Here is a 24,803-nt window from a genome sequence, read left to right on the forward strand (position 1 = left end):
CTATTAATACCATAACGATCCAATCATCTAATGACTACTGAACAACTCAACAAATATTTAGGAAATATTGATTTATATCTATTGGATCAGGTCCTAAAGGGTAAAATCAAGTCTGACGCTAAAATTTTAGATGCTGGTTGTGGTGAAGGAAGAAACCTCATTTATTTCCTAAACAATGGATTTGATGTTTATGGTGTAGACCAAAATCCTGATGCAATTCGGATGCTACAATTTATCATTGGTTCGAACTATTCCCATTATGCTAAGGATCGCTTTCAAGTTGAGCAGTTAGATCAACTCCCTTATACAGATCGTCAATTTGATTATATCATTTGCTCTGCTGTACTGCATTTCGCTCAATCGGAAGAACATTTTTGGCAGATGTTTAATGAATTAGATAGGATTCTTGAGGCTAATGGAACCCTTTTTATTCGAATGGCCTCAGACATAGGACTTCATGGGCATGAAAGTCTGGCGAACGGTCGATTTTATTTACCCGATGGCAGCCAAAGATTTTTAATAAACGAGACCATCATTTCAAAAATTAGCGCAGATTATAACTTCACTAAAATTGAACCCGTAAAAACGGTGGTTGTAGAAAATCAAAGATGTATGACTACGCTTGTGTTGAAAAAAAATGATCAATAGAAAATTGACAATTGTAGCATATTGCTTCCGTCCGTCCGTTATCTTTTCGTTGATTCCATTAAATTTACCTCGTTGCACAGGTATACATGATTAAAAAAACAATTCTACTTTCACTCTTTTCACTGATCACATGGGTCAGTCAAGCACAAAGCTTTTTGGGCTGGCAATTGCACGATCGTTACTTTTCGATTTATGCAGGCACAGGGTGGACAGGGTATATGGGAGATGTAACTAATGGAAGTCCATTCTCTGAAGGACTTTCACACATGAATTTTGGAATTGAAGCGAGGTTATTAACTCGTATTGGTGCTAGAGTACAATTCTCTCGATACAAGCTAGAAGGAACAGATGAAAATGCTGCGGACAGCTCTTTCAACAGACAAAGAAACTTATCTTTTCACTCGACCAATTATGAATGGCAAGTGGAAGGGGTTTATTATTTCCTAAAGTATAGAGGCAAATACCACAAGAGACGAACTTACGAACCCTATATCGCAGCAGGTTTCGGAAAAACCTATTACAACCCGAAAGCGGATTTGACGGACATCAATGATGTAACTACTACCTATGACTTGAGAGAGATTGGTACCGAAACTGAATCCTATGGCAAATCAGCCTGGATCATTCCAGTCAACTTAGGTGTGAAGGCTGCGTTGAACGAATTTCTAAATTTATCTCTTGACTTAGGCTATCGTTTTACATTCTCAGGCCATTTGGATGATGTCTATGGCTACTATGCAGGTCCATTTGAAGATGGTAGTATTGAAGCTTCATTGAGCAATAGAAAAAATGAAGTGCCCGAAATAAACAAAGAAGCGTACGACGCTATGGTACCCGGAGCTCAACGAGGTAACGGAAAAAATGATGGCTATTTTTTGATCAATGTAAACCTAGAGTTATATCTGCCACAAGACCTATTTAGAGGAAAAAATGGACGTCAAAGAAAAGAGAAAATTTTAGGAAAACCTTCTGCTTACGATAAGAAATAGGAACGCTGCAAATGATCAAGTACATACTATATTTTAGCTTACTAGTTTCCTTTGACTCTTTGGGTCAAGACAAGATAAAACTGGCCAAACTCAAATACGACGGAGGCGGAGATTGGTATGCCAACAAAACAGCGCTCCCAAATCTGGCTTCTTTTTGCAATAGGCACCTCCGCATGGATCTGGACAAAGTAGATGAGGTCGTGGAGGTGGGTAGCCCGGATATTTTTCTATATCCATACATTTATTTGACCGGTCATGGCAATGTGGTATTCAATTCGCGACAAGCAGAAAACTTACGTAAGTATATGATCGCTGGTGGTTTTCTACACATTGATGACAACTATGGGATGGACCAATTCATTCGACTGGAAATGAAAAAAGTTTTTCCTGAGCTGGAATTTGTAGAGTTGCCTTTCAATCATCCCATTTACGACCAGAAATTCAAATTCAAAAATGGTTTGCCAAAAATCCATGAGCACGACGGCAACCCTTCTCAAGGACTGGGGCTTATCTACGAAGGTCGTTTGATCTGCTTTTATTCCTATGAATCTGATTTAGGTAATGGCTGGGAAGATCAGTCTATCTACAATGATCCCGAAAGCAAACGACAAGAAGCTCTAAAAATGGGTGCTAATATCTTGTCTTATGCTTTTATGAATTTTTAATCAAGGTTTTTTTCACAGAAGCAAATAAGAAGCTTTCAAAACATATACTTACCCTTGGCTACCCCCTTTTTTCCATCATTCTTCGATTATACAAAGTCAAACCTTTCAATCTTTTTAAATTCACTTTCCTTTTCCGCATGAGCATATCTTAGGTCATGTTCTCGTTGCAAATTCATCCAAAACTCTTCTGTGGTACCAAAAAATTTTGAAAAGCGAATAGCTGTATCAGCAGTTATTGACCGCTTTCCTTTAACAATCTGACTAATTCGAGTCTGCTGAACACCAATTTCCTTGGCTAGTTTATAAGCGGAAATGCCCATAGGCTTCAAGAATTCCTCTTCCAATATTTCTCCCGGGTGTATGTTAGTTTTCAACATTAGTGATAATCTATTATTTGAACATCCTGGGCATTTGAATTAACCCATTTAAAAATAAACCTCCATTGATCATTGATACTAATTGCCCAATATTCACTGAGGTTTCCTTTTAACTTATGTAAGCGATTGGAAGGTGGAATTTTCATATCTTGAATATCACCAGCGGCACTTATCATTATTAATTTTCGTAAGGCTTTATTGGCAATTTCAATACTCCACTTTTTCGTCCTTACACCATTCCAAACTTTTTCAGTATGCTTACAACCGAAACTTTCAATCATATTGACAAATATAATAATTACTATCTTATTACGATAGTATCTCGATAAGATATTAAATCAATCAACTCGAATATCAAACTGATCTAATAAACCAATGAGCCCTTCTCTAGAGAATATTGCTTTAGAGACTTTATTGCTGTGGGGATTGATAGAAAAATGAAGTGCGGTACGTAAATCAGCCTTTTCAAGATTGGTTTGATCGAATTGAGCTTTAGCCAAGTTGCATTCCAAAAATTTTGATTCGCTCAAGTCGGCCTCGACAAAATCAGCCTCTTCTAAGCTGCAATTATTGAATGTGACTCCTTTCAATTTGAGTTGATAAAAAGAAGCTAAATTCATCAAACACTTCTCAAAGTTCATCTCTAATAAAAATGGATTACAAGAAGAAAAATCTACACCTTGTAGTTTGCACCCTACAAACCGAACGTCCTTAAATGCCGTATCACCCAACTTCACTCCTGAGAAATCGCAGTCCTCAAAATCACAATCCATAAACACTCGGTGAGACAAATTAACCTCGGTAAATAGGCAGTTTTTGAAATTACAACTTTCATATTCTCCATTGGAAAATCCGTCTTGAGAATAATCTAAGTTTTCAAAAGTCTGGTCGTAAAAAGACTCCATACTTTAGGAATTTTTGGATTCATATTCTGGACAATCAATTCTAATCTCCTCGCTACTGAGTGATTGGTTGAGGAAATGACAATAATCCTGATCAGCCTTTTTCTCATAAAATTGACATGAAAAACACGTACGCTGTACACTGAGTATTCCTGACTGATTGAGCTGAAAGATCAAATTCGATAAGGAATGGTAAATATTAGCCAATTGGGTAGCGTCTAACTTCTCTAGTTCTTTTCCTACAGGAGCTGCAAATTGCTCGATACCTTCCAATATTTGTTTCCCTGCAGTTGTAAGTCCAATAATATAGCTTCTACTATCTCCCCCAGCATCTTTCTTTTCGATGAGCCCTTTGAGTAACAGAACTCTAACCGCATCGCTGACGGTGGGTTTGGTCACATTAAACTCCTGAGCCAAATAACTCACCTTGCACAACTCTGGTTTGTGATAGGCAACAAATACCAAAATTTGAATTTGAATTGGGCTTAATCCGGTGGCTTTGGATTGATCCCATAAAAGCGTTTTGAAAACTTCTGAAATGCGCTCCAGCCCTACGACCACTTTACTCGTTAGGTTATGCTGCTGCGACTCCGTATCAAATGCACTATTTTTCATAAAATTGTCCAGCGAGCATAATGCCCGCCAGACAAAGTTAGTATTCCTAATTAGTAAGTCAAGCTTCAACACAAATTTATCATTGGAACTTTGTTATGAGAGTATAAATCACAATAAATCAAGAAGTTACACGAATGAAGCATAGCAGAGCTATGATGATTGAGGGTAACAAAACAAAGTGTTTGATTTGAAGTGAGTTTTGCTCGGAATAGATTTTCCAATGACAATTTTGGGTTTAGTCACAATTTTCAAATTCGATGATATCGAAGCCTTTTTCCTCAATAGCCCGAACGGTCTCATCAGTCGCCCTTTCAATGTGGCAGAACTGGCACTTCCTTATCTCCACGTTTTCTACATCCAACTCCTTGCTTGCCAAAAACTGATTGGCGTATTCAAGGATTTGATCACTATCCTGCAATTCAGTTGAAACCAGAATATCAAAATGCATCAGTAAACCGTCGGTTCTATTGACATAGGTATCCCAAACAGCTATATCCATTACTCTTTGCTTACCTGATAGGGAAGAGACAAATCTCCACTAGCTATACTGTACACTTCATACACACCGAGCATCGGTTTGTCACTCAATGAAGTATTCACTTGCATATAAGCCGTCACGCCATCATAGCTAAACGACGATTGGTTATTCATTCGATACATCGGAACAATGACTCGGATAAATGCTCCATCCGTGACCACCTGAAAACCTGGCGAATCCATGTACATGGGCATACCGGGATTAGTTGGAGGAAGCAAAACCTCAGGATCAGAAGCATCAAACTGCTTTACAGCGAGCCCACCGTCCACTCTTTCATCCTCTACAAGAACCACCCAATGGGCGTGCCATTCTACCCCATCATTGTCATACACCTGATCATTGTTTTCATCCCACAACGGGGTGTCATCAAAATCGGGATGAGCGGTAAGCGCCATGGCCACAATTCCTTCTGTGGACGAAAAACCCACATCAGTAGGCTTTAGGTTTGTAGGAAAGACATAACCTAACACAGGAGCTCCATCCAACTGACCGGCCGCTGTAGGAACAGAAACACCAGCTGCTCCCTCTACTTCTATCTCCCAAACATTGATTCCAAACCTTTCCAAATTCGTGACTTGAACAGACTTAATCAATAGATTTTGATCTTCAGGATTTATATCCTGAGAATCTTCGCATGCCCCTACCGTAATCGATAAAAACATCAATGTGAACATAATTACATATTTCATAACATAATTTTAATAAGGATTCCTAACTTTAAGAATTAAAAAAATATTAAGCCTTCAAATCATCTAGTGAAGCACCAAAATTGATATGCAGAACGTTACCAGATGGAGTAACTAATGCCGGCACTGACTTTACACCTGCTTCTTCCGCAGTACTCACTTTTCCTTTGTCTTCACCGAGATGAACAACCTCTACTGCATTAGCATCAATTAAACCTAAAATTTCCTGCTCGGCACTTACACATACCGGACAACCTGCGTGATAAAAAACTGATTTGTTCATAATTATTCATGTTTTGTGTTTGACGATATTGTCAATGCAATTATAGTAAGGATTCCTTACTATAAACAAATTAAAATGAATGATTTTTAAAAAAAACTTACTTAATCCGCTATTACAACAAATGAAGGCGCATAATTGTAGCCTGATTTGGTCAGCGCTCTTTGGTCTGAGCCGTCTGCATTCATCAAGTAGACTTGTTGATCGTTCCGTTTGTTTCCTCGTTCAAATACAATCAATGAACCATCTGGAGACCATTTAGGCCTAATATCCATCAGCGGGTCATTGGTCAGTCTTCTCGTTTTACCGGATGTCAATTCCATTGTATATATTTCCATATTGCCATGAAGATTTCCATAGTAGAGCATAACGCTTTTATCCGCTGAAAGCTGAGGCATAAGTTTATCTCCCTTTCCGGTCGTCAATTGGTTCCATCCAGATCCGTCTGGTTTGATGCTTATGATTTGATAGACGCCATTTATTTGACTGGAGTAATATATCCGATCATCAGATGCCCAACTCGGCATAGTGTTGTTTCCTCCTGTCGATAGCTGCTTGATATTATTACCATCTTTAGTCATAGTAAAAATCTCTGATCCTCCATTTCTACTTGACACGAAAACTATATGGTCACCATCTGGAGACCAAGAAGGACTATACTCTGCGCTGCCTGCATCCGTTAGTTGCTTGAACTCGCCTGACTCCAAATTCATTCGCCAAATCTTCCACCAGCCCTTGCGTTCGGATGTAAAGACCATCATCGTACCATCAGGAGACATCATGGGACTACTATCTTTCCTGGGGTGATTCGTAATTTGCTTCAGACTTCCCTCCTGGTTGATCGAATAGATATTGTCATTATTGTTCACTTGTTTGGTAAACAGCACTTCATAACGCTGAGCACAAACAGCATGCGACGAAACGATTAATAGGATCAGTAACTTTTTCATGGTCTCAAACGATCTAATCTATCCATTAGCGGTTGACCTCTTACATTCAATAAAAAATGCCCCACTCCAGGAAAAACCTCAAGGTTAGAATCAAGACCAAGCTTTTCAAACTTGGACTGCAGTGATTTACTACTACGTACCCAATAACCATCATCAGCCCCGACCAGCAATTGCACTTTGACATCCTCCAGTTTCTTGAAATTTTCGTCCGATGCAGAAACGCTAGCGGGCATCCCTGTTACACTATGAAACAATTCGGGTGCTGCCATCACCAATTTAAAGACTGGTGAACTATTGGCACTGAAACAAACGGCATGAAATTTACCACCTTCGATACTATAGTTCTTCTTTAGATAATTCCTAATAGTCAATAAGGCCTCCTTCTGTCCTGAGCCAAGGTATATAGTCGCATCTATCAAAATCCATGAATCGTTGGCCTTGAAATCTTTCCAATAATAAGAGCCTTCCATACTCTCCAGTTCGGATGGGCCTATGGCTACTGGATAAATTTTTGATCCATCATATGATTTGGGTAAATGCAGAATGAATTGGACTTTTTTACCACCTTCCGATTTGGTTGTGATCAGTTCGGATTGTGCCATGACATTTCCTCCTATCAGGAATATCAGCAGCGTATTGATTATTGTTTTCATACCACTAGTTTACTATCCCATTGGCATAATGTTCATCATAAAGTGACGACCAGTGAGATTAGGGATAAAGCGCTTTTACTTTGAACCTCCAATACTTGTCGGCTTATTCACCATAAAAGTCAGAAGACCCAATACGATATAAATCGATCCACTCAGGTATTTTTGGATGCCGGCAAACTTGTCACTTGTTCTAATATGCTTAGCCAGTTTACCAGACAACAAGACATAACACATGTCACTCACAAAGGCGATAACCAAAAATACCAGGCCCAAAAACAAAATTTGAGAGGTAGTTCCTCCCTTGTCTGCATTGATAAACTGAGGTAAAAAGGCAAAGAAGAAAATGGCCGACTTCGGACTTAAAGTATTTACCACAATTCCTTCATAAAAAATTCTACTAAATGATTTTCTTTCACCGCTGACAGATGTGATGGCAGTGTTTTTTTCAGTAAGCTTCTTGACCCCCAAATAGATGAGATACGCCGCCCCTCCATATTTCAATATAGAAAATGCAGTAGCTGAAGCTACCAATAATGCGGAAATCCCAACGGCTGCGGCAATCACATGAACCATCGCCCCAACTCCAACACCAAGTACCGAAGCCAAACCAGCTTTATATCCTTGTTCTATACTTTTCGTCATAATATAAAGCAATGCAGGACCAGGTACCACTATAAGAATAGTAGCAGCAGCAATAAATAAAAGGATGTTTTCAGGACTTGGTAAGATCATGTTCAATTGGTTTGTTTGGTTAAATATAAAAGAGGATTTTCAATATGAAACCAAGGCTTCACATTTTACTCACAAAGGGAAGGTTTAATACCCAGCGCCTTGCCTGTTAAAACAATTTCTTGTTTCATAGTAACTCCAGGGCTTGCTCCGAGATTGGTTGATTTTCCATTCACTTTCATTTAACTTCAAACTTATGAATACAAGAAAGGTTGCGATTGTTCCACCAGAAGAATTTTCTAAACTCAAATATCAGCAAGCGCCGGAAAGTACAGTCGGACTTCCAGCAGTCGCCTCAGCCATGAAACACATCAGCGAGGAGATTGGACTGATAGATGGGTTGAAAGTGCTCAATAAGATGAATCAGCATGGTGGATTCGATTGTCCGGGGTGTGCCTGGCCCGATCCCGACAAAGAGCGTTCTGCACTTGGCGAATATTGCGAAAACGGCGCCAAAGCCATTGCTGAAGAAGCCACCAAAAAACGTGTGGATGCAAGCTTTTTTAGAAACCATAGTGTAGAAGAAATCAGCCATTGGGATGATTACCATATTGGCAAATCCGGACGAATCACGGAACCATTCTATCTTGCCAAGGACAGCTCCCACTATGCTCCAATATCCTGGAAAGAGGCATTCGGAAAAATAGGCAGCAAGCTACAATCACTAGACAATCCAAACCAAGCAGCATTTTATACATCTGGCAGGACCAGTAATGAAGCCGCTTTTATGTATCAACTGTTTGCTAGAGCTTACGGCACCAATAATCTACCTGACTGCTCTAACATGTGTCATGAATCAAGTGGTACAGGTTTGACAAAAACATTGGGGATAGGCAAAGGCTCGGTAACACTTGAAGACATTCATCAATCGGAATTGGTGGTGGTCATCGGGCAAAATCCCGGCACCAATCACCCTAGGATGTTGGCCGCATTGGAAAAATGCAAACAAAATGGTGGAACAATAGTTTCTGTAAACCCCATACATGAAGCGGGCACCAACGTATTTGTTGACCCTCAAAATCCGCTGAAGATCCTGAAAGGTGGAACAAAGCTCGAAGACTTGTATCTACAAGTAAAAATCAATGGAGATGTGGCACTCCTGAAAGCGGCCCTACTTCTTATGCTCAAAGCAGAAGAAGATCGACCTGGAACTGTTTTCGATCATAAGTTCATAGAAAAAAAATGCGACAACTATCAAGCACTGATAGATCATTTGCATGCCTCTGATTTTGGTACCTGCGTGATTGAAAGCGGTCTAACCGATGAAGAAGTACGCAAGTTTGCAGATCTCCTGATAGCCAAGAAGAAAATCATTTTCTGCTGGGCCATGGGCCTCACCCAACACGAAAACGGTGTAGAAAATGTACAGGAGATCGTCAACATCCTTTTGCTCAAAGGAAGCATTGGAAAACCGGGGGCCGGCACCTGCCCAGTACGAGGCCATAGCAATGTACAAGGCGATCGTACGATGGGAATTTGGGAAAAGCCAAAGGAACCATTCCTGGCTAAACTTGATAAACAATTCCAAATCACGAGCCCAAGAGCTCATGGTTACGATACGGTAGAAACCATTCGAGCCATGAATGATGGACAAGTGAAAGTCTTTATCGGTATGGGTGGTAATTTTATTTCAGCTACACCTGATAGCGTATTCACAGGAGAAGCCGTAAAAAAATGTGATCTAACCGTACAAATTTCGACCAAGCTGAACCGATCCCACATCGTTACCGGAGAAGAAGCCATCATACTTCCTTGCCTTTCTCGATCAGAATCGGACTACCAAAATGGCAAACTTCAGTTTGTCACCACGGAGAACTCCATGGGTGTCGTTCAAAAAAGTGAAGGCAGCTTTGAGCCAGCTTCTGCCGACCTGAAAAGTGAACCTGCGATTGTGGCGGAATTAGCAAAAGCTACACTTCCCAAATCCCAAACGGACTGGGATCATATGATTTCAGACTATGATCACATCAGAGATCATATTGAGGCTGTCATTCCAGGGTTTGAAGACTACAATAAAAAAGTGAGAGTCAAAGGAGGATTTTATTTACCCAATGGGGCTCGAAATGGTGAATTCAATACTGATTCTCAAAAGGCAGTATTCACCGTCAATCCATTACCAAACAACACGATTGATCCTAACCATTTTGTCCTAATGACCATTCGATCACACGACCAGTTCAACACTACCATATATGGCATGCACGACCGCTATCGTGGCATTCACAATGAACGAAGAATTCTACTCATGAATCCGAAAGACATGCAAAAGCATGGATTTGAAAAAGAACAAGTGGTTCACTTGACTGGTCATTACGGAAAGGAAACTCGAGAAGCAAGAAACTTTAAAGTGATCCCTTATGATATCGCCAAGGGTTGTTTAGGCGCCTACTTTCCTGAAACGAATGTGCTCGTCCCAATCGATCATGTGGCAAGAGAAAGTAATACGCCGGCTTCGAAGTTTATTGAGGTGTCTGTGAGTAGTTGATTCAAAAGAGTACTTGCTGGTCAACAAGTTACTAAATACTTGAAAGCCATTTCGCCTTTTCATTTTTTGGCTTGTCCCAAAAAACGAAACAAAAAAAGACAAGGCTGTGAATAAATTCCTAAAATTCAGCTAGTTACTACACTTAAATCCAAACTCTCCCGATAAGCTACGCTTTCGGGATCAAACAGTGGATTTAAATTCGATTTTCTTACATCTGAATTTCTTAACGGAATTGATTCTAGGCCGATTTAATACCCCAAATTCTATAATATCTTCGCCTTTGTTGGAGTTGTCTCCAACAAACCGCTGAAGTATCAACAACAACCACTGCCTGATTCACAGCTATTCTGCAACTCTGAAAGTTTCACTCTTGGTTTGTCCTTCTTGGCTCCTGGTTTCTCTGCATAAACCGTTACACTAAAGATTCCAGTAGACCCACTTTTAAATTGAGCCAATCCTTCTTCGTCCAAATATTTAGATAAGATATCATCTGGAATGTCAATGGTTTTCTCCTTTTGAATGGTGATGTTAGAAAAACCCTGATCTTCTATAAACCCAAGATATTCCTCCTTCTGAATAGCACCAGACACACAGCCGGCATACATTTCCGCATCGTGTTGGAGGGCTTCTGGCAACTCTCCTACCAATACAATATCAGAGATACTAAAATGTCCTCCTGGCTTGAGCACTCGGAAAATTTCGGCGATGACATTCTTTTTATTGGGAACTAAGTTAAGTACGCAGTTGCTCACGATCACATCGGCAGTATCATCAGCTACAGGCATCTTTTCTATGTCGCCATAGCGGAACTCGACATTGTTGTATCCCAGTTTATCTGAATTAATTCTGGCCTTTTCGATCATCGGCTCTGTAAAGTCAATTCCAATTACTTTACCCGTCTCTCCTGTTTCATGTCTGGCGATGAAACAATCATTACCAGCTCCAGAACCCAAATCAATCACTACATCGCCCTTCTGGATATTAGCAAAAGCGGTAGGCAATCCACATCCCAATGCCAGGTCAGCATCAGCTTCATAGCCATCCACTGCACTATAATCATCCGTCATGATATTATACACTTCCCCAGATGATACTGTAGCCCCACAACAAGACGATGCATTAACAGCCGTTTCTTGCGTGGCTATCTTGGCATATTTGTCCTTTACGATTTGTTTTAATTCTTCTGATGTGCTCATGTCGTTTATATTTATTGTAAAAATACGATAGAGCAAATAAAAAGATTAAGAAACCTTAAAATTTCTATCCGAACATGACAACTATCATAATTTCTAACGTTGCTATCCGCTGACCCATAAGATATTTTCAAGAGGCTACCATTTGATCAAATATTTGAGGAATATTGCAATCGATTTACCAGTGTATGACTAGCAAAAAGAGAAAGAAACCTAATCGTAAAAAACAAGATCAAGCCAGTGGTTTAAGTTTACTGATCAATTGGTCTTTGAGACTCTTGGTCTTTGGATTGGTACTGTTTATTCTATTCTTCAGTGCCATTCATGCGGGCGTATTTGGCCCCATGCCAAGCAATGAAGATCTTGAAAACCTGATCAACTCACAAGCCTCTGAAGTTTATAGTCAGGATGGTGAACTCATAGGCCGGTACTTTCTTGAAAACAGATCGGAGGTTAAACTCGCAGATATTTCACCAGACCTGGCTCACGCCTTAGTAGCCACGGAAGACTCTCGGTTCTATGAACACCGAGGGGTTGATCATCTAGGTATGCTGAGGGTGTTGGTAAAGTCTATCATCCTTGGACAAAATGCCGGTGGTGGCAGTACCATTAGCCAACAATTAGTGAAGAATGTTTTTGGGCGTGAAGACCACGGATGGCTGACGATGCCCGCTGTGAAAGCAAGAGAAGCAGCCATTGCCAATAAACTCAACGAAGTTTATACCAAAGATGAAATCCTCGAACTCTATCTCAACACAGTTTCCTTTGGGGAAGACACTTACGGCATCAAAACGGCTTGTGAGCGTTTCTTCTCTACCTCTCCTGCAGAAATTAAGACAGAACAAGCCGCAGTACTCATTGGCATGCTGAAGGCTCCTCACTCCTACAATCCCAGACTCAACCCCGATCGTTCCAAGATCAGAAGAAATGTAGTGCTGGGTCAAATGGAAAAGGCCGGGTATTTAACCATAGACCAGGCCAATGACCTCAAAGCGCTGCCCTTAGAACTCAACTACAACCGAAGCATCAGCGAAACCTTCTCCGCACAACACCTTACCCAGCACCTCAAACAACGAATTCAAAAATGGTTGGACGAAAATCCAAATGAAGAGGGTGAAAGCTATAACATCGATACCGATGGGTTGAAAATTTACACCACCATAGATTCCCGGATGCAGCAATATGCCCAGGAGGCTGTGATCGCTCATCTGGACCAGCTTCAGAAAACTTTTGACTCCGACCTCAAGCAACAAGGCAAATGGCCTAAAGACATTGACGCTACCTTACAATCTGGCTTTCTAGTGAGCAATCCACATACGGGACACGTACTCGCCTGGGTGGGCGGAAGAGATTTCAAAACCTCCCAATACGATCACATCCTGTCCGAAAGACAGGTAGGTTCCGTTTTCAAACCCATAGTTTATGCCAAAGCGATAGAAGATGGTTATGCCCCCTGTGACTTCATTCCTAATCGACAAATTGAATACACGCAGTATGACGGCTGGACGCCACAAAATGCTGATGGTGATTATAGCGGCAGTTATTCTCTGCTAGGGGGCTTGACCCATTCGATTAATACCATCAGTGTGCAACTGCTGATGGAATCCGGCATCGAAGATGTCATCGAATTTGCTGAAAAGCTGGGCGCAACGAGTGATTTGCCAGAGGTACCTTCTATCGCCTTAGGAGTAGCCAATATGTCCGTACAGGAGATCAGTAAACTGTATATGCCATTCGCCAATGCAGGCTGGCAACACGAGCAAATCATCATCACCCGAATAGAAGATGCCGATGGGCAGGTGATCTTTACCAACGAACTCGAAGCATCCGAACAAGTGGTATCCGAACAGGTAGCGCGACAAATCACCAATATGATGCAATCTGTAACCAATAAAGGTACCGCTCGCCGACTGCGAAGCTGGTACGGCATTCAAGGGCCGATAGCTTCGAAAACCGGCACCACGCAAAACCATGCTGATGGCTGGTTTGTGGGCTATACTCCCGATTGGTTGGGTGTGGTCTGGGTGGGCGCTGACAATCCGGGTTTGCACTTCAGCTCTATTAAAGATGGTCAGGGTGCCAACATGGCTTTGCCGATTTGGTCGAAGTTTTACCAAAAAGTAAAAACTGATCCCGCACTGGCTCAGCAAATGCAAAACGCTTTTCCTTTTGCCAATGACTTAAATTGTGAACTCTACCAAGAAGACAACTTCCTACAAAAGACCTTTAGAAAGAAGCTCAAGAAAAACAAAGACACCGGTCTGGAAGATGAAGACTCAGAAGAAGCCGAAGAAGAACAACCACAAAAGAAGAAAAAGCGGTTTTGGGATATTTTTAAGAAGAAGAAAAAGTGACGGGTGTGTATGAACAATTGTATATCACACATTATGTGTGTTATTTCTCAAAAATAGGAATAACCGATCTCAAAGTACACATTACTTATTCCTAATATCGGTTAAGATTTCTTTAATATCCCTAAGCAAACTCACTACCTCATTCGTATCATGTGTATTACCATCAGTGGCGGTTCTGCTAGATAATTTTTCCCGCTGGGCGAGGACGGCGTCTTTGAAGTCGCTGGCGTCAATGATACCTACCAGCTGCATATCGCTTTTCATGGGATTGCCTTGACTGGCGGTTTCGATCTTTAGAATTTTTAGTTGAAGCAGCTTCAATATTGGGTTTTCTATGAATGTCAGATCCTGAATGTTTTCTAATGGGATGGTCTTCTCCACTTTGAACATTACTCCCTTTTTAAATTGCAAATGATGGGCAGTAAGGGAACAACTCAAACTCTCGTAATATCTCCGACTGATGTATTGGCCCAAACCCAAAAACCATATCGGCAACAGGACAATACCAAACACGGATAAGGTCATAAAAAAAGACACTGTGAGTAACGTATAAAGTTTAATCTTGGGGCTGAATTCTGCTACTTGAAGGGGTGCTGTAGGTTTTGTCATGTTGATTTTAGTTTTTGAGTCGCAGGAAAGTTATAAAACAATAGGTAATAGACCATCCACTTCGTCTTCTTGCATAAATTTAATTCTCCTGTTTTCTTTGATCCCAAAGAACGCCTATCATTGTACTATGCTGTTCAATCGACTCAATATTGGTAATAAACTCGCCCTGACGATGATTGGGTTGCTGCTCATGGTCTCAGCATTTATCTCCTATTTGTTTTACGTTCAGTTCGACTCTGCCCTAAAAGAAAGAGTGCTCTTGCAGCTCTCCTCAGTCAAGCAATTGAAAATCGTAAAAATAAGAAAAGAACTTAACGAGCGGTATGAGGCTTTCAGTCTGCGCTCCAGAAATCCAGACAGTACCGAACCTTCCCCACTTTTCTTCCATGAAGGCATCTACGCCACCGTACCGGATTCACTACTTGGCTATCCGATAAAAACCATGCTCGATGAAGTCGGTGGCCGAATTACTCTGTTTGATCTGACGCAGCATAACCCCTCTCATGAAATCACCATTGGACTTATCACCCAAATTCAAGGCGGTTTTTTGATCGCCTTGGCTGAAGAGCCGGAGATTCAAGGCATTCTGCTCGAACGTACAGGACTAGGACAAACAGGTGAATCCTATATCGTTGGCAGCGATTTTAAGCTTCGAACCAAATCGCGATTTTTAAGAGATAGCCCCAAAAACATTACTGTAAAGTCTGACGGTGTCCTTAGGGCGCTGAACAACGAGCCAGGAGAAGATCTGATCTACGATTACCGTGGCACTCAGGTATTTAGTAGTTATGAAAAAATAGAGCTCAATGGACTGAAGTGGGTCATTCTCACAGAGATCAATCGTCAGGAAGCCTTATTTCCATTAGAGGAACTGAAAAACAATTTGATGATTATGATTCTGGTGATCATCTTCGCCGTGCTCATAGGTTCGTATTATCTTTCGAAAAAAATGGTTAGTCCTATTGTGGAAATGGAGCAGAAACTGATAGACATGTCTAAGGGAATCTTAGACCCTATCAAATCTCCACAAAGCAGAGATGATGAGATTGGACATATGTTCGACGCTTTGAACAAGCTCGTCAATGCTCTCAACGAAACCATCGTCTTTGCGGGTAAGATTGGCGCTGGAAATTTTGATGCCTCCTATCAGTTGCTGAGTGAGGATGACAAATTGGGGCAGGCACTCATGCAAATGAAAGAAAAGCTCCAAGAGTATCATAAAAACGAGCAACGCCTGCTTCTCGAAAACCAAAGATCCATATTGAACGGAGAAGAAGGCGAGCGCTCGAGGTTATCGAAAGAAATGCATGACGGATTAGGCCCGATGCTCACTACCATGAAAATGAGTATCCAATCGGCTGAGCTCTCCGCCCCTACAAAAAAAAGCATACTCAATCATATAGACGAAACGATCAAAGAAGTACGTCGGATGTCCAACAACCTCATGCCGAGTGTACTAGCCGACTTTGGGGCTGGTGAAGCCATTGGCAACCTGGTGGATCAAATCAATAACAGCTCGGATATCAAAATTCGATATAAAAATGACATGCCCAGTGAAGCCAAAATAGACGACTCGATTCAAATCACGCTGTACAGGGTAGCCCAAGAATCGATCAACAACGCCATCAAACACTCTAAGGCCAAAGAAATAAAACTGTCGATTACAGCTTTTGACAATCGAGTGAGTTTCTTTGTATCCGACAACGGTGTAGGATTTGATCCAAAGAAAAACACGAACGGCAACGGGCTTCGTAATATGAAAGAAAGAATTAAGTTAGTCAACGGAACTTTAGATATAGAAACTCAACCTACCGGTACCACCTTAGAAATTGAAATTCCAATCGAATGAGCAAGATCAAAATCATTGTAGCTGACGACCATCAGTTGTTTCGAGAGGGCATCATTGCCTTACTCTCCAAAAATGAATCATTAGATATCATTGGGGAAGCTGCCTCTGCCAGTGAGCTTTTTGAATTGATGGATAAAAATGCACCGCACGTGGTGCTCATGGACATCTCCATGCCTGAAACCAACGGCTTAGACGCTATAAAAACGGCAAGAGATAAATATCCTAAATCAAAATTCATTGTACTCACGATGCATGCTGAAGGGCAATATGTAGTAAAAGCCGTTCGAAATGGCGCATTTGGCTACTTGATCAAGAATGCAGATGAGAACGAACTCATTGCAGCTATAGAAGCTGTGGCGCTAGGCAAAAAGTACTTCAATAGCGAGATTTCAGAACTCATGATCGGCAACATGGCACTCGAAGGCGAGTCGCACAAAAAACTATCCGACCGTGAAATGGAAGTACTCGAACTGGTTTCTGAAGGGCGTACCACCAAGGAAATTGCCGACCAGCTTTTTGTGAGTGCCAGAACTGTAGATACCCATCGAGTGAACATGATGAAAAAACTCAGCGTACAAAACACAGCTGAATTAATCAAAAAAGCAGCTCACTTAAAGCTCATTTGACTCTCCGTATTTATACTGAGCAAAGAATACAAAGATTTGCAGAGCTTTACATTTCAGTTAAAAACCTAAATTAGCATTGAAATTAGGCATAACTTGACTAGTTCCATCTAAACTTTGACGCATGCACATATTCGACATTATTGCTGTACTGATCTTTTTTTCAGGGTTATTCATTTTTGTAAATACCTTTTATCTAAAGCTCCCCTCTTCTATTGGGTTAAGTATTCTGGCTTTATTGCTGTCTTTCATTGTTTTGATTTTTGGAATGGTTTTTCCGGAATTTCATCTCGCGGAGCAGGTCAAGGCTTATGACATGGAAGATGTGCTGGTCAGGTTTGTCCTCAGTGTGATGCTGTTTGCTGGTGCCCTAAACATTGATTTCGGCAAATTGGGAGATCAATTGATTCCCGTGATTGTATTGGCCTTTTTGGGTGTACTCATTTCGACTTTTGTGATTGGTACTCTGATCTATTACTTACTCGATTTTATGAATATTGAATTGAGTTATCTAGGAAGTTTAGTCTTTGGTGCATTGATTTCTTCGACAGACCCTGTCGCCATTACTAAGATTATCCATAGGCATAAATTATCAGTTGAATTAGAAAACAAAATTTCTGGAGAAGCGCTGCTTAATGGAGGTATTGCCATCGTTTTGGCACTTTTCTTTGTGAGCTTGTTTAGAGAGCAAGAAGTCTCAGGCAGTTTGAGTATTGGTAGTTCGATCTGGGTAATGCTTAGAGACTTAGGTGGCGGATTGATTGTAGGATTGTTTTTTGGATGGTTGGGTTATCAGGCCTTGAAGTATATAGACAATGATGAAGCACAAGTTGAAGTGCTTATCACTATGGCATTGGTAATGGTAGGTTCTTATACTGCCAATTATTTCAATGTATCTTCTATGTTAGTAGCGGTGATGTCTGGCTTGGTGATTAGAAACTCAGAAAAAAGCTCGGATGGAGAAAGTGCCGTTGGCTATTATGTATTCAAATTTTGGCAGCTAATGGAAGAATCTCTGGCAGCTATGCTTTTTGTACTCATCGGGTTTGAAATGTTAGTCATTCCATTAAGACTGGACTACTTTGCTGCAGGCTTTTTCGCGCTGAATATTGTACTGTTTGCTCGCTGGATAAGTGTATTTCTGCCTATCAAGCTCTTATCCTCTAGTCATGCCTTTGATAAGGGAACAGTTTCGGTACTTTCCTGGGGGGCACTTCGAGGCGGACTGCCCGTTGCAGTTTCCTTAGCCTTATCTGGGTTCCCGGGTCAGGAGATTATTGTAACGATGACTTATGTTGTAGTTGTCTGCTCTGTCATCTACCAAGGGTTCACCCTTGGACATGTCGTGAGGTCCTATCAATCTCAACAGTTTCAAACCAAATAATTCCAATCACAAAACAATCCATCGTTTTTTGATTGAAAATCAAAATTTTACCTCAATATTTAATATTGATACGGAATTTTATACCATTCTGCTAAAATCCTATTAGCAGTCATCAATTTATTACTTGATACTACCTTCCATAGCATAGAATTTACGGTTTGTAAATCTTTTTATCATTAACCAACAAATCTATGAGAGGTATTTTATCTAGTATAATGATCCTGATAGGGTCATTCATTTTCAACCAGCACGCTTTGATGGCACAGCAACCCGAAGGTATAGGCTGTGGTACATCTAAGGCAATGGAAGAGCTCTATCGAGCCAGGCCAGATGCTCAACAAAAAGCTCAAGAATTCAATCAACTGACCAAATTTTTCAGTCAACAGCAATCGAACCAACGGACAGCTGCTACTTCGTATACCATACCAGTAGTTTTTCATGTTTTTGGTACTGATTTTCTCGGATCTTCGGTGACACAGGCCATCATCGAAGATGCACTTCAAAAGACCAATGAAGACTTCAATGGTTTAAACCACGATTATGGTGACGTTTCTGCTTACTTCAGCGGCAGAAAAGCGACTTTGGATATTGATTTTGTTTTGGCCAAAATTGATCCTAATGGGAATGCAACTACAGGTATTACCTGGAATCCTGTCAGATCGGGATTTGGTAATGGAGGCGGCTATGACAGCCAAATTCAGCAATATGCGTGGGACAACAACAAGTACATGAATATCTATATCATGTTGGACTTGTACGATGACGGTTCAACAAATAATTCTGGTGTAGCCTGGTATCCAGATCAATGGATGACAGATAATAATCTGGCTCGTGTGGTCTACAATGGCCGATATTTGGGTTCTAACACAAGCGAAAACTTCAGAAGAGTGTTAACTCATGAGTTCGGGCACTACCTTAATCTTGCGCATACCTTTGACAATGGTTGTGCTTCTCCAGGAGATAATGTGAGCGATACACCATCCACTACTTCTAACGCTGGCACCTGTAACTACACGATAGAAACCTGTAGCGGTGCTGGTCCAGCCAATGGTGAGAACTTCATGGATTATTCTGAATGCTACAGAATGTTTACCCAAGGTCAGGTAGCTCGCATGGAGGCCGCTCTCGGTCATACTTCCCGACAACCCCTATGGCAACCATCTAACCTTTCAGCTACAGGAGTAGGCGGCATAGGTGCTCATTTGCTCTTATCTTCCACTTCTTTTCAGGAAGAATCAACCAATGACGGAACCGTAAACGGCCAAGCCAATATCACAGCAGAAAACGGAGCTTCTTTTGCTACAACTGGTTCCTTGACCGAGGGCGTACATTACACAACGGCCAATCTACCTTCCGGACTGAATATTTCGATTAACGTTAATAACAGTACTTCAGCTACTTTTACTCTATCAGGTGCAGCTAACAATCATAGTGAAGCCAACAGTTTAAGCGATCTTTCTGTTACCTTTCTGGATCCAGCCATAACTGGTGGAGCAGGCAGTTTGTTCAGCCCTACATTGACCATGGGCATTCAGTTCATTAATCCCTATCAAATTGTATATGAGGATATGGCAAACGTGTCAGCCAGTGCCTCCTCTACCTGGACGCATTTCACTCTAAATACTGGTGGACATGATTTTGGTGTATGGTACGACAACGGCAAACTGCGATTAGAGACCTACACCAAACCTATGATTTGTGAAGGAACTTCTAGAAATTTAACAAAATTGAATTTTGGAGACCTGATCAATGCCTCATCCAATTGGGTAGCAGGTGGCGCCTATCCGGATGAACATGATTTACGTTCTAGCGAATATACCGTATGGGATGGTTCCTCAGGATACATAGGTTTCCAGGTAACCAACAATCAAGGGTTAAACATTCATGGCTGGTTTAGAGTTACTGTTTCCGCTAATGGAAATTCATTCACCATTCATGACTATGCCTATAATGAAGATCCATCGGGATCGATCACGGCCGGTCAAACTACTGGAAATTCGGGTAATCCGCCAGTAGCTGCCTTCTCTGCTTCAGCCACAACAATAAATGAAGGAGAGTCCATTACCTTTTCCGATGAATCTACCCACTCTCCCACCAGCTGGAATTGGACATTTGAAGGAGGAACTCCTGCAACCAGCACAGATCAAACCCCTGAAGTGACCTACCCTACTGCAGGTGTCTATGAAGTAACTCTAGAAGTATCCAACGCCAGCGGAAACGATGTAATCACTCAGTCAAATTATATCACTGTCAATGGATCAAATAATCCAGATTACTGTGCATCCGCTGGCAACAGGGTTTCCTATGAGTGGATAGCCAATGTTTCGGTGGACAATTTTTCGAACGCATCAGGAGCTCAAACCTATTCGGATTTTACAGATCAAACAGTTGCTCTAACCAAAGGACAGAGTCATTCCATTTCTCTAACACCTGGTTTTGCTGGTTCAGCGTACAACGAATACTTCAGAATATGGATTGATTATAATCAAGATGGCGATTTTGAAGATGCTGGCGAGTTAGCCTTTGATGCGGGTTCTGCCTCAAACTCAACTGTGAATGGATCATTAACTCCTCCTGGTTCGGCTACCATCGGAAATACACGCATGCGAGTATCCATGAAATACAGCACCGCACCTACTTATTGTGGTGATCAAGGAGATGCGGAAGTCGAGGACTATACAGTCAACATCAGTGATGGCTCAACCAATCCACCTGCAGATTATTGTGAAGTGACTAATGGAGCACCAAGTGGTCAATACATCAAAAGAGTGCAAATAGGCTCTATTGATAATAGTACCACTTACGTATCTGGTGGCTATTCAGATTATACCTCACAAAGCACGACGCTCTCTGGCGGAAATTCAGCTTCTATCACGGTCACCCCGCACACCACCTGGAACGGTACTGGGGCTAAAGCCTGGATTGACTGGAATCAGGACGGCGACTTTGATGACGCTAACGAAGAAGTGCTTTCAGGATCCGGAACTGGTGGAAGCTATTCGGCAAATTTCAATGTACCGACTGGCGCAACGAATGGTTCGACCCGACTACGCGTGAGGGCCTTGTATGGAGGTACAATAAACCCTTGTGGAGAAGGTTACTTTAGTGAAGTGGAAGATTACACCATCCAAGTCACAGGAGGTGCAGCAGGGCCAATTAACCAAGAAGGTGTTTATGGTAGCGCAAAAATATACCCTAACCCTTTCAAGGATTTTATTCAACTGGATTTGACGGACTTTAAGGCCGAAGAAGTGGAAGTCACACTTTTCGATCTAACTGGAGCCATCAAGTTTCAACAGAATATTTCTTCGAGTGATCGACAATTGAGACTTGGAGCAAACCTAGAAGGTGGATTCTATGTTCTCCAAATCAGAACTGATCAACTACGTCAAGCCTTTCGCGTAGTCAAGTCAGAGTAACAAATTTAAAAAGAGGCTGTCTCAAAAGTAGTTCGTCATTGCGAACGCAGTGAAGCAATCTTATGATACGATCCGTATCCGAAGAATAAGATCACTTCGTTCCACTCGTGATGACGTAGATATTAGCTTTTGAGACAGTCTCTTTTTCCTTTATGGTGCTGTAGCCTTATACAAAATGGCTGCACTTGCTGCCTTTATCTGATATTCCGCACCAGCTTCTATAAATACACTCTCTCCTTTTTCACGACGTAGTTCTTTCTCACCTTCGAACATCGTGACTTCTCCGTCTAACACGATCAAGATCTGTGCGGTAGAAGCATCGCTTTTATAAATGTTTCCAGACTTCAATTCTATCTTACTCAGCTCAAAGTCAGGTGCCGGACTCTTATAAATTCGTTCTAAGCCATCCTCTTGCAACTCACCCTGCATGATATTTGGATGAGTCTCTTCAAAAGCCACGTGCTTGAGCAACTCAGGTACATCTACATGCTTTGGAGTCAAACCTCCGCGCAGCACATTGTCCGAGTTGGCCATTAGCTCCATATTTTGCCCTTCCATATAAGCATGCGGTATGCCAGCATCCTGAAAAACAGCTTCACCTGGATTGACTTTAACTATATTGAAAAAGTAGATCGAATAGATTCCCTTATCCAATTTCCCATCCTGACAAAAAGTTTTATAGGCTTTGGCTGCCCAGTAGTCCGCTGAAGACTTGACTAAATCCCCTGCTTCATATTTAGGTAGTACTCTTTCAATCAAAGGACGAAGCACCTTTTCTGTGGTATCATCTGACTCTTCCATTACCGTTTGGTACAGCCCCTTGTATCCGTCTGATTCAAATACTGAAATCAAATGTGACAACTCCGGCATATTGGATAAGGTCTCTTTCAATTTTGCTTCAGGCAAGAAACCATGCAACAACCAAAATTCGCTCAAGGCCACCATGATTTCAGGCTTGTGGTTGTCGTCTTTGTAGTTTCTATGCGGTGCACTGATCGGTATACCCAATTCGTTTTCCCTGGCAAAACCTTTTTCCGCCTCTGCCTTCGTCGGGTGCACTTGGATAGAAAGCATGTCATTCACATCCAAGACCTTAAATAGAAATGGTAACCTTCCGAATTTCGATTCTATTACTGGGCCTAAGATACTTTTCGGGTCTCCCTCAATAAACTCATTCAGAGGAGAATTTTTACTGTCCAAAATTGCTGGTGCATTGACATGGGCACCTAGCCAATATTCGGCATATGGTTTTTCTTCTGCTGTGATGCTCAATAATTGGGGAATATATGAACTGCCTCCCCAAGCATAGTTTTGAATTTTCCCTTTTATTGCGTGTACTTTCGACATGTGTTTATTCTAATCTTGAATGAGCGGGTGCCTGTTGTTTTGGCTTGCAATTTAGCAAGGATTATTAGTTCCAACTAACAACCAGACTAAGACAATCAAAGGGCACTATTAACTAATTCATTTGCTTGCTCGTATTCTTGATTCAGAAAATATTTGATCGCCTGGTGCACCATTGTTTCATCTACCTCGGCATCGTTTTCTATCTTTTTTAGCACTTGGTGTATGGATTCGGCCACGTCAAATTTAAAGACATCGATCTTCGTTTCCCTGGAATTTATTGCTGCAATATGAGACTCCGTTTGGATTAAATTTTTAAATCCGTTTTCTACACTGGGCTCAATTTCTGTTCCTTCGTTCCAGTCATTCCAGGTTTCAATCATAACATACTTCATGGGTATCTCTCCCTGATAACTATGGATATACATCCATGTAGAATCATAGGTAGCTCCACCGCTGCGAGATATGAGCCTATTGCCTCCCCATGAAGTATTTTTTCTATCATCAAACCCTGGCCATACACCTCCTCCACTAAATGAATAGGCTTTATTTTCAAATTTATTGATCTGATCATAGAAGTAATTCAAATACGGCTTGCCCCAGTTGGAACCATCAGCGAGCCATTCGCCGCCAGGCTGCACCCAAGGATAGAATGCATCTACATAGTCTTGAGTATTTTCACCTTCTCCGAAGGTATTCCAGATCAGCAGAGACTGACCTTTTCCAAATATCGAGTCCATTGACTCCTTTAATCCCTTGGCCGTAATGAATTTATTAGGGTAATCAAAGGAATAAAAAATAGGTTTTTGATCATAGATTAAATAATGTTTGTTGTCATCTACATATTTGGTTTTGAACTGAGATAGCTTCAATAAAGTAGTATCCAAAGGAGCTTCTAAGTCAAAACCCTGATCATCGAAACTCACAGCAAATTTGAAATTAAATCCATCCATACTAAGGCTGTCCAGTTCTCGAATAGCTTCCACCACACGCTCGAGTCCAATACGATCAAATTCATCCTTGACGTTGACCACGATACCGTTGATACCTGCACTCCAAGCCAATAACAGATGATAATAAATGGTGGATCTTTTGCGAGAGTCGTACGCCCCAATCTTGGGTGTATTAGCATGTCCAAAGCGCCAATGTCTCAATGAATCCTCACCCGCTTTTTCATCCCCGTACCAACTCATATAATGAATTAAAACGTCAGGGGCTTCTTCTTTTTTTGTTTCATCGAATTGGCAACAACCCGTCATCAATGATCCAATCAACAATATTATCCAGCTATTTCTACTCATTCTTTGAAGAATTAAAACTACTTAGGCTGATCTAAATTTAAATATGATAGTCCTATCCCTAAACCTTCAGAGTGTAACACCCTTTTGGTCGTATCAGTGTTGTTGTGAACTGGCATAGCACTTCCTCTTCTTGCTTAAAATTTACTTGCGTAACTTATTAAATCCCAAAACTATCACGCTACCGATCAAACAGTAAAATAAAAACAGAAG

General features: G+C 41.3%; 23 protein-coding genes. 9 read left to right on the forward strand and 14 right to left on the reverse strand.

Translation table 11 applies throughout. The annotated features are described in order from the left end of the window. Positions 1-30 precede the first annotated feature (30 nt). The 3 genes from R8N23_RS15135 (at position 31) to R8N23_RS15145 (ending at position 2,302) form a co-directional block, all read left to right on the forward strand. The gene (locus tag R8N23_RS15135; protein WP_318172452.1) at positions 31-648 is read left to right on the forward strand and encodes a class I SAM-dependent methyltransferase; all 618 of its coding nucleotides are present in this window, start codon (positions 31-33) and stop codon (positions 646-648) included. Positions 649-734: 86 nt separating this feature from the next. Then, on the forward strand, positions 735-1,637 hold the full coding sequence (locus R8N23_RS15140; RefSeq protein ID WP_318172453.1) for a DUF6089 family protein: 903 nt from the start codon (positions 735-737) through the stop codon (positions 1,635-1,637). 11 nt (positions 1,638-1,648) lie between these two features. Continuing rightward, a complete protein-coding gene (locus tag R8N23_RS15145; RefSeq protein WP_318172454.1) occupies positions 1,649-2,302 on the forward strand; it encodes a DUF4159 domain-containing protein in 654 nt (217 codons plus the stop codon). Between the two features lie 86 nt (positions 2,303-2,388). On the opposite strand, the gene R8N23_RS15150 is transcribed toward R8N23_RS15145, so the two are convergent. The 10 genes from R8N23_RS15150 to R8N23_RS15195 form a co-directional block, all read right to left on the reverse strand. After that, positions 2,389-2,679 carry a HigA family addiction module antitoxin gene (locus R8N23_RS15150; RefSeq protein ID WP_318172455.1) on the reverse strand — a complete coding sequence of 97 codons (291 nt, stop codon included), beginning with the start codon at positions 2,677-2,679 and terminating at the stop codon, positions 2,389-2,391. Further along, positions 2,679-2,960, reverse strand: a complete 282-nt coding sequence (locus R8N23_RS15155; protein WP_318172456.1) for a type II toxin-antitoxin system RelE/ParE family toxin — start codon at positions 2,958-2,960, stop codon at positions 2,679-2,681. Before R8N23_RS15155 ends, R8N23_RS15150 begins: the two co-directional genes overlap by 1 nt. Before the next feature lie 57 nt (positions 2,961-3,017). After that, complete coding sequence (locus tag R8N23_RS15160; RefSeq protein ID WP_318172457.1) at positions 3,018-3,584, reverse strand: pentapeptide repeat-containing protein; 567 nt, start codon at positions 3,582-3,584, stop codon at positions 3,018-3,020. A 3-nt stretch (positions 3,585-3,587) separates the two neighbouring features. Next, positions 3,588-4,196: a helix-turn-helix domain-containing protein gene (locus R8N23_RS15165; RefSeq protein WP_318172458.1), complete on the reverse strand. Its 609-nt coding sequence runs from the start codon at positions 4,194-4,196 to the stop codon at positions 3,588-3,590. A gap of 235 nt (positions 4,197-4,431) precedes the next feature. Further along, on the reverse strand, positions 4,432-4,695 hold the full coding sequence (locus R8N23_RS15170) for a DUF2024 family protein (RefSeq protein WP_318172459.1): 264 nt from the start codon (positions 4,693-4,695) through the stop codon (positions 4,432-4,434). Continuing rightward, on the reverse strand, positions 4,695-5,423 hold the full coding sequence (locus R8N23_RS15175) for a hypothetical protein (protein WP_318172460.1): 729 nt from the start codon (positions 5,421-5,423) through the stop codon (positions 4,695-4,697). The genes R8N23_RS15170 and R8N23_RS15175 overlap by 1 nt, the downstream gene beginning before the upstream one ends. Positions 5,424-5,469: 46 nt before the next feature. Then, on the reverse strand, positions 5,470-5,703 hold the full coding sequence (locus R8N23_RS15180; RefSeq protein ID WP_318172461.1) for a thioredoxin family protein: 234 nt from the start codon (positions 5,701-5,703) through the stop codon (positions 5,470-5,472). A 101-nt stretch (positions 5,704-5,804) separates the two neighbouring features. After that, positions 5,805-6,650, reverse strand: a complete 846-nt coding sequence (locus R8N23_RS15185; protein ID WP_318172462.1) for a DUF5050 domain-containing protein — start codon at positions 6,648-6,650, stop codon at positions 5,805-5,807. Further along, entirely contained in the window at positions 6,647-7,303 is a 657-nt protein-coding gene (locus tag R8N23_RS15190) for a hypothetical protein (RefSeq protein WP_318172463.1), read from the reverse strand. Before R8N23_RS15190 ends, R8N23_RS15185 begins: the two co-directional genes overlap by 4 nt. A 75-nt stretch (positions 7,304-7,378) precedes the next feature. Further along, positions 7,379-8,035, reverse strand: a complete 657-nt coding sequence (locus tag R8N23_RS15195) for a LysE family translocator (protein ID WP_318172464.1) — start codon at positions 8,033-8,035, stop codon at positions 7,379-7,381. Positions 8,036-8,228: 193 nt separating this feature from the next. Here R8N23_RS15195 and R8N23_RS15200 point away from each other — a divergent pair, with 193 nt between their 5' ends. Beyond that, positions 8,229-10,517: an FdhF/YdeP family oxidoreductase gene (locus R8N23_RS15200; protein ID WP_318172465.1), complete on the forward strand. Its 2,289-nt coding sequence runs from the start codon at positions 8,229-8,231 to the stop codon at positions 10,515-10,517. A gap of 314 nt (positions 10,518-10,831) precedes the next feature. Here R8N23_RS15200 and R8N23_RS15205 read toward each other — a convergent pair whose 3' ends face one another. After that, positions 10,832-11,713 carry an arsenite methyltransferase gene (locus R8N23_RS15205; protein ID WP_318172466.1) on the reverse strand — a complete coding sequence of 294 codons (882 nt, stop codon included), beginning with the start codon at positions 11,711-11,713 and terminating at the stop codon, positions 10,832-10,834. Positions 11,714-11,898: 185 nt separating this feature from the next. Between R8N23_RS15205 and R8N23_RS15210 the strand changes: the two genes are divergently transcribed. Next, positions 11,899-14,064: a transglycosylase domain-containing protein gene (locus tag R8N23_RS15210; RefSeq protein WP_318172467.1), complete on the forward strand. Its 2,166-nt coding sequence runs from the start codon at positions 11,899-11,901 to the stop codon at positions 14,062-14,064. Positions 14,065-14,145: 81 nt separating this feature from the next. Here the strand turns inward: R8N23_RS15210 and R8N23_RS15215 are convergent, their stop codons facing one another. Further along, positions 14,146-14,673 (reverse strand): PH domain-containing protein, encoded by a 528-nt coding sequence (locus R8N23_RS15215; RefSeq protein WP_318172468.1) that lies wholly within the window; start codon positions 14,671-14,673, stop codon positions 14,146-14,148. A gap of 127 nt (positions 14,674-14,800) precedes the next feature. Here R8N23_RS15215 and R8N23_RS15220 point away from each other — a divergent pair, with 127 nt between their 5' ends. The 4 genes from R8N23_RS15220 to R8N23_RS15235 all read left to right on the forward strand — a co-directional run bounded on the left by R8N23_RS15220 (position 14,801) and on the right by R8N23_RS15235 (position 21,948). Continuing rightward, positions 14,801-16,522: an ATP-binding protein gene (locus tag R8N23_RS15220; RefSeq protein ID WP_318172469.1), complete on the forward strand. Its 1,722-nt coding sequence runs from the start codon at positions 14,801-14,803 to the stop codon at positions 16,520-16,522. Then, positions 16,519-17,148 (forward strand): response regulator transcription factor, encoded by a 630-nt coding sequence (locus R8N23_RS15225; protein WP_318172470.1) that lies wholly within the window; start codon positions 16,519-16,521, stop codon positions 17,146-17,148. Before R8N23_RS15220 ends, R8N23_RS15225 begins: the two co-directional genes overlap by 4 nt. Before the next feature lie 121 nt (positions 17,149-17,269). Next, a complete protein-coding gene (locus R8N23_RS15230) occupies positions 17,270-18,529 on the forward strand; it encodes a sodium:proton antiporter (protein ID WP_318172471.1) in 1,260 nt (419 codons plus the stop codon). Between the two features lie 191 nt (positions 18,530-18,720). Further along, positions 18,721-21,948, forward strand: a complete 3,228-nt coding sequence (locus R8N23_RS15235) for a M43 family zinc metalloprotease (RefSeq protein ID WP_318172472.1) — start codon at positions 18,721-18,723, stop codon at positions 21,946-21,948. A gap of 150 nt (positions 21,949-22,098) precedes the next feature. On the opposite strand, the gene manA is transcribed toward R8N23_RS15235, so the two are convergent. Further along, the gene (gene manA, locus R8N23_RS15240) at positions 22,099-23,295 is read right to left on the reverse strand and encodes a mannose-6-phosphate isomerase, class I (RefSeq protein ID WP_318172473.1); all 1,197 of its coding nucleotides are present in this window, start codon (positions 23,293-23,295) and stop codon (positions 22,099-22,101) included. Between the two features lie 95 nt (positions 23,296-23,390). Then, complete coding sequence (locus tag R8N23_RS15245) at positions 23,391-24,593, reverse strand: hypothetical protein (RefSeq protein ID WP_318172474.1); 1,203 nt, start codon at positions 24,591-24,593, stop codon at positions 23,391-23,393. Between the last annotated feature and the right edge of the window lie 210 nt (positions 24,594-24,803).

It is taken from the genome of Reichenbachiella sp. (genome assembly GCF_033344935.1).
Lineage (GTDB): Bacteria > Bacteroidota > Bacteroidia > Cytophagales > Cyclobacteriaceae > Reichenbachiella.

Coding starts and splice junctions, on each gene's coding strand:
- R8N23_RS15135 (WP_318172452.1), top strand. CDS start 31: ATGACTACTGAACAACTCAACAAATATTTAGGAAATATTGATTTATAT.
- R8N23_RS15185 (WP_318172462.1), bottom strand. CDS start 6,650: ATGAAAAAGTTACTGATCCTATTAATCGTTTCGTCGCATGCTGTTTGT.
- R8N23_RS15235 (WP_318172472.1), top strand. CDS start 18,721: ATGAGAGGTATTTTATCTAGTATAATGATCCTGATAGGGTCATTCATT.
- R8N23_RS15245 (WP_318172474.1), bottom strand. CDS start 24,593: ATGAGTAGAAATAGCTGGATAATATTGTTGATTGGATCATTGATGACG.
- R8N23_RS15145 (WP_318172454.1), top strand. CDS start 1,649: ATGATCAAGTACATACTATATTTTAGCTTACTAGTTTCCTTTGACTCT.
- R8N23_RS15165 (WP_318172458.1), bottom strand. CDS start 4,196: ATGAAAAATAGTGCATTTGATACGGAGTCGCAGCAGCATAACCTAACG.
- R8N23_RS15220 (WP_318172469.1), top strand. CDS start 14,801: ATGCTGTTCAATCGACTCAATATTGGTAATAAACTCGCCCTGACGATG.
- R8N23_RS15210 (WP_318172467.1), top strand. CDS start 11,899: ATGACTAGCAAAAAGAGAAAGAAACCTAATCGTAAAAAACAAGATCAA.
- R8N23_RS15160 (WP_318172457.1), bottom strand. CDS start 3,584: ATGGAGTCTTTTTACGACCAGACTTTTGAAAACTTAGATTATTCTCAA.
- R8N23_RS15200 (WP_318172465.1), top strand. CDS start 8,229: ATGAATACAAGAAAGGTTGCGATTGTTCCACCAGAAGAATTTTCTAAA.
- manA (WP_318172473.1), bottom strand. CDS start 23,295: ATGTCGAAAGTACACGCAATAAAAGGGAAAATTCAAAACTATGCTTGG.
- R8N23_RS15175 (WP_318172460.1), bottom strand. CDS start 5,423: ATGAAATATGTAATTATGTTCACATTGATGTTTTTATCGATTACGGTA.
- R8N23_RS15190 (WP_318172463.1), bottom strand. CDS start 7,303: ATGAAAACAATAATCAATACGCTGCTGATATTCCTGATAGGAGGAAAT.
- R8N23_RS15150 (WP_318172455.1), bottom strand. CDS start 2,679: ATGTTGAAAACTAACATACACCCGGGAGAAATATTGGAAGAGGAATTC.
- R8N23_RS15180 (WP_318172461.1), bottom strand. CDS start 5,703: ATGAACAAATCAGTTTTTTATCACGCAGGTTGTCCGGTATGTGTAAGT.
- R8N23_RS15155 (WP_318172456.1), bottom strand. CDS start 2,960: ATGATTGAAAGTTTCGGTTGTAAGCATACTGAAAAAGTTTGGAATGGT.
- R8N23_RS15215 (WP_318172468.1), bottom strand. CDS start 14,673: ATGACAAAACCTACAGCACCCCTTCAAGTAGCAGAATTCAGCCCCAAG.
- R8N23_RS15230 (WP_318172471.1), top strand. CDS start 17,270: ATGCACATATTCGACATTATTGCTGTACTGATCTTTTTTTCAGGGTTA.
- R8N23_RS15205 (WP_318172466.1), bottom strand. CDS start 11,713: ATGAGCACATCAGAAGAATTAAAACAAATCGTAAAGGACAAATATGCC.
- R8N23_RS15195 (WP_318172464.1), bottom strand. CDS start 8,035: ATGATCTTACCAAGTCCTGAAAACATCCTTTTATTTATTGCTGCTGCT.
- R8N23_RS15170 (WP_318172459.1), bottom strand. CDS start 4,695: ATGGATATAGCTGTTTGGGATACCTATGTCAATAGAACCGACGGTTTA.
- R8N23_RS15140 (WP_318172453.1), top strand. CDS start 735: ATGATTAAAAAAACAATTCTACTTTCACTCTTTTCACTGATCACATGG.
- R8N23_RS15225 (WP_318172470.1), top strand. CDS start 16,519: ATGAGCAAGATCAAAATCATTGTAGCTGACGACCATCAGTTGTTTCGA.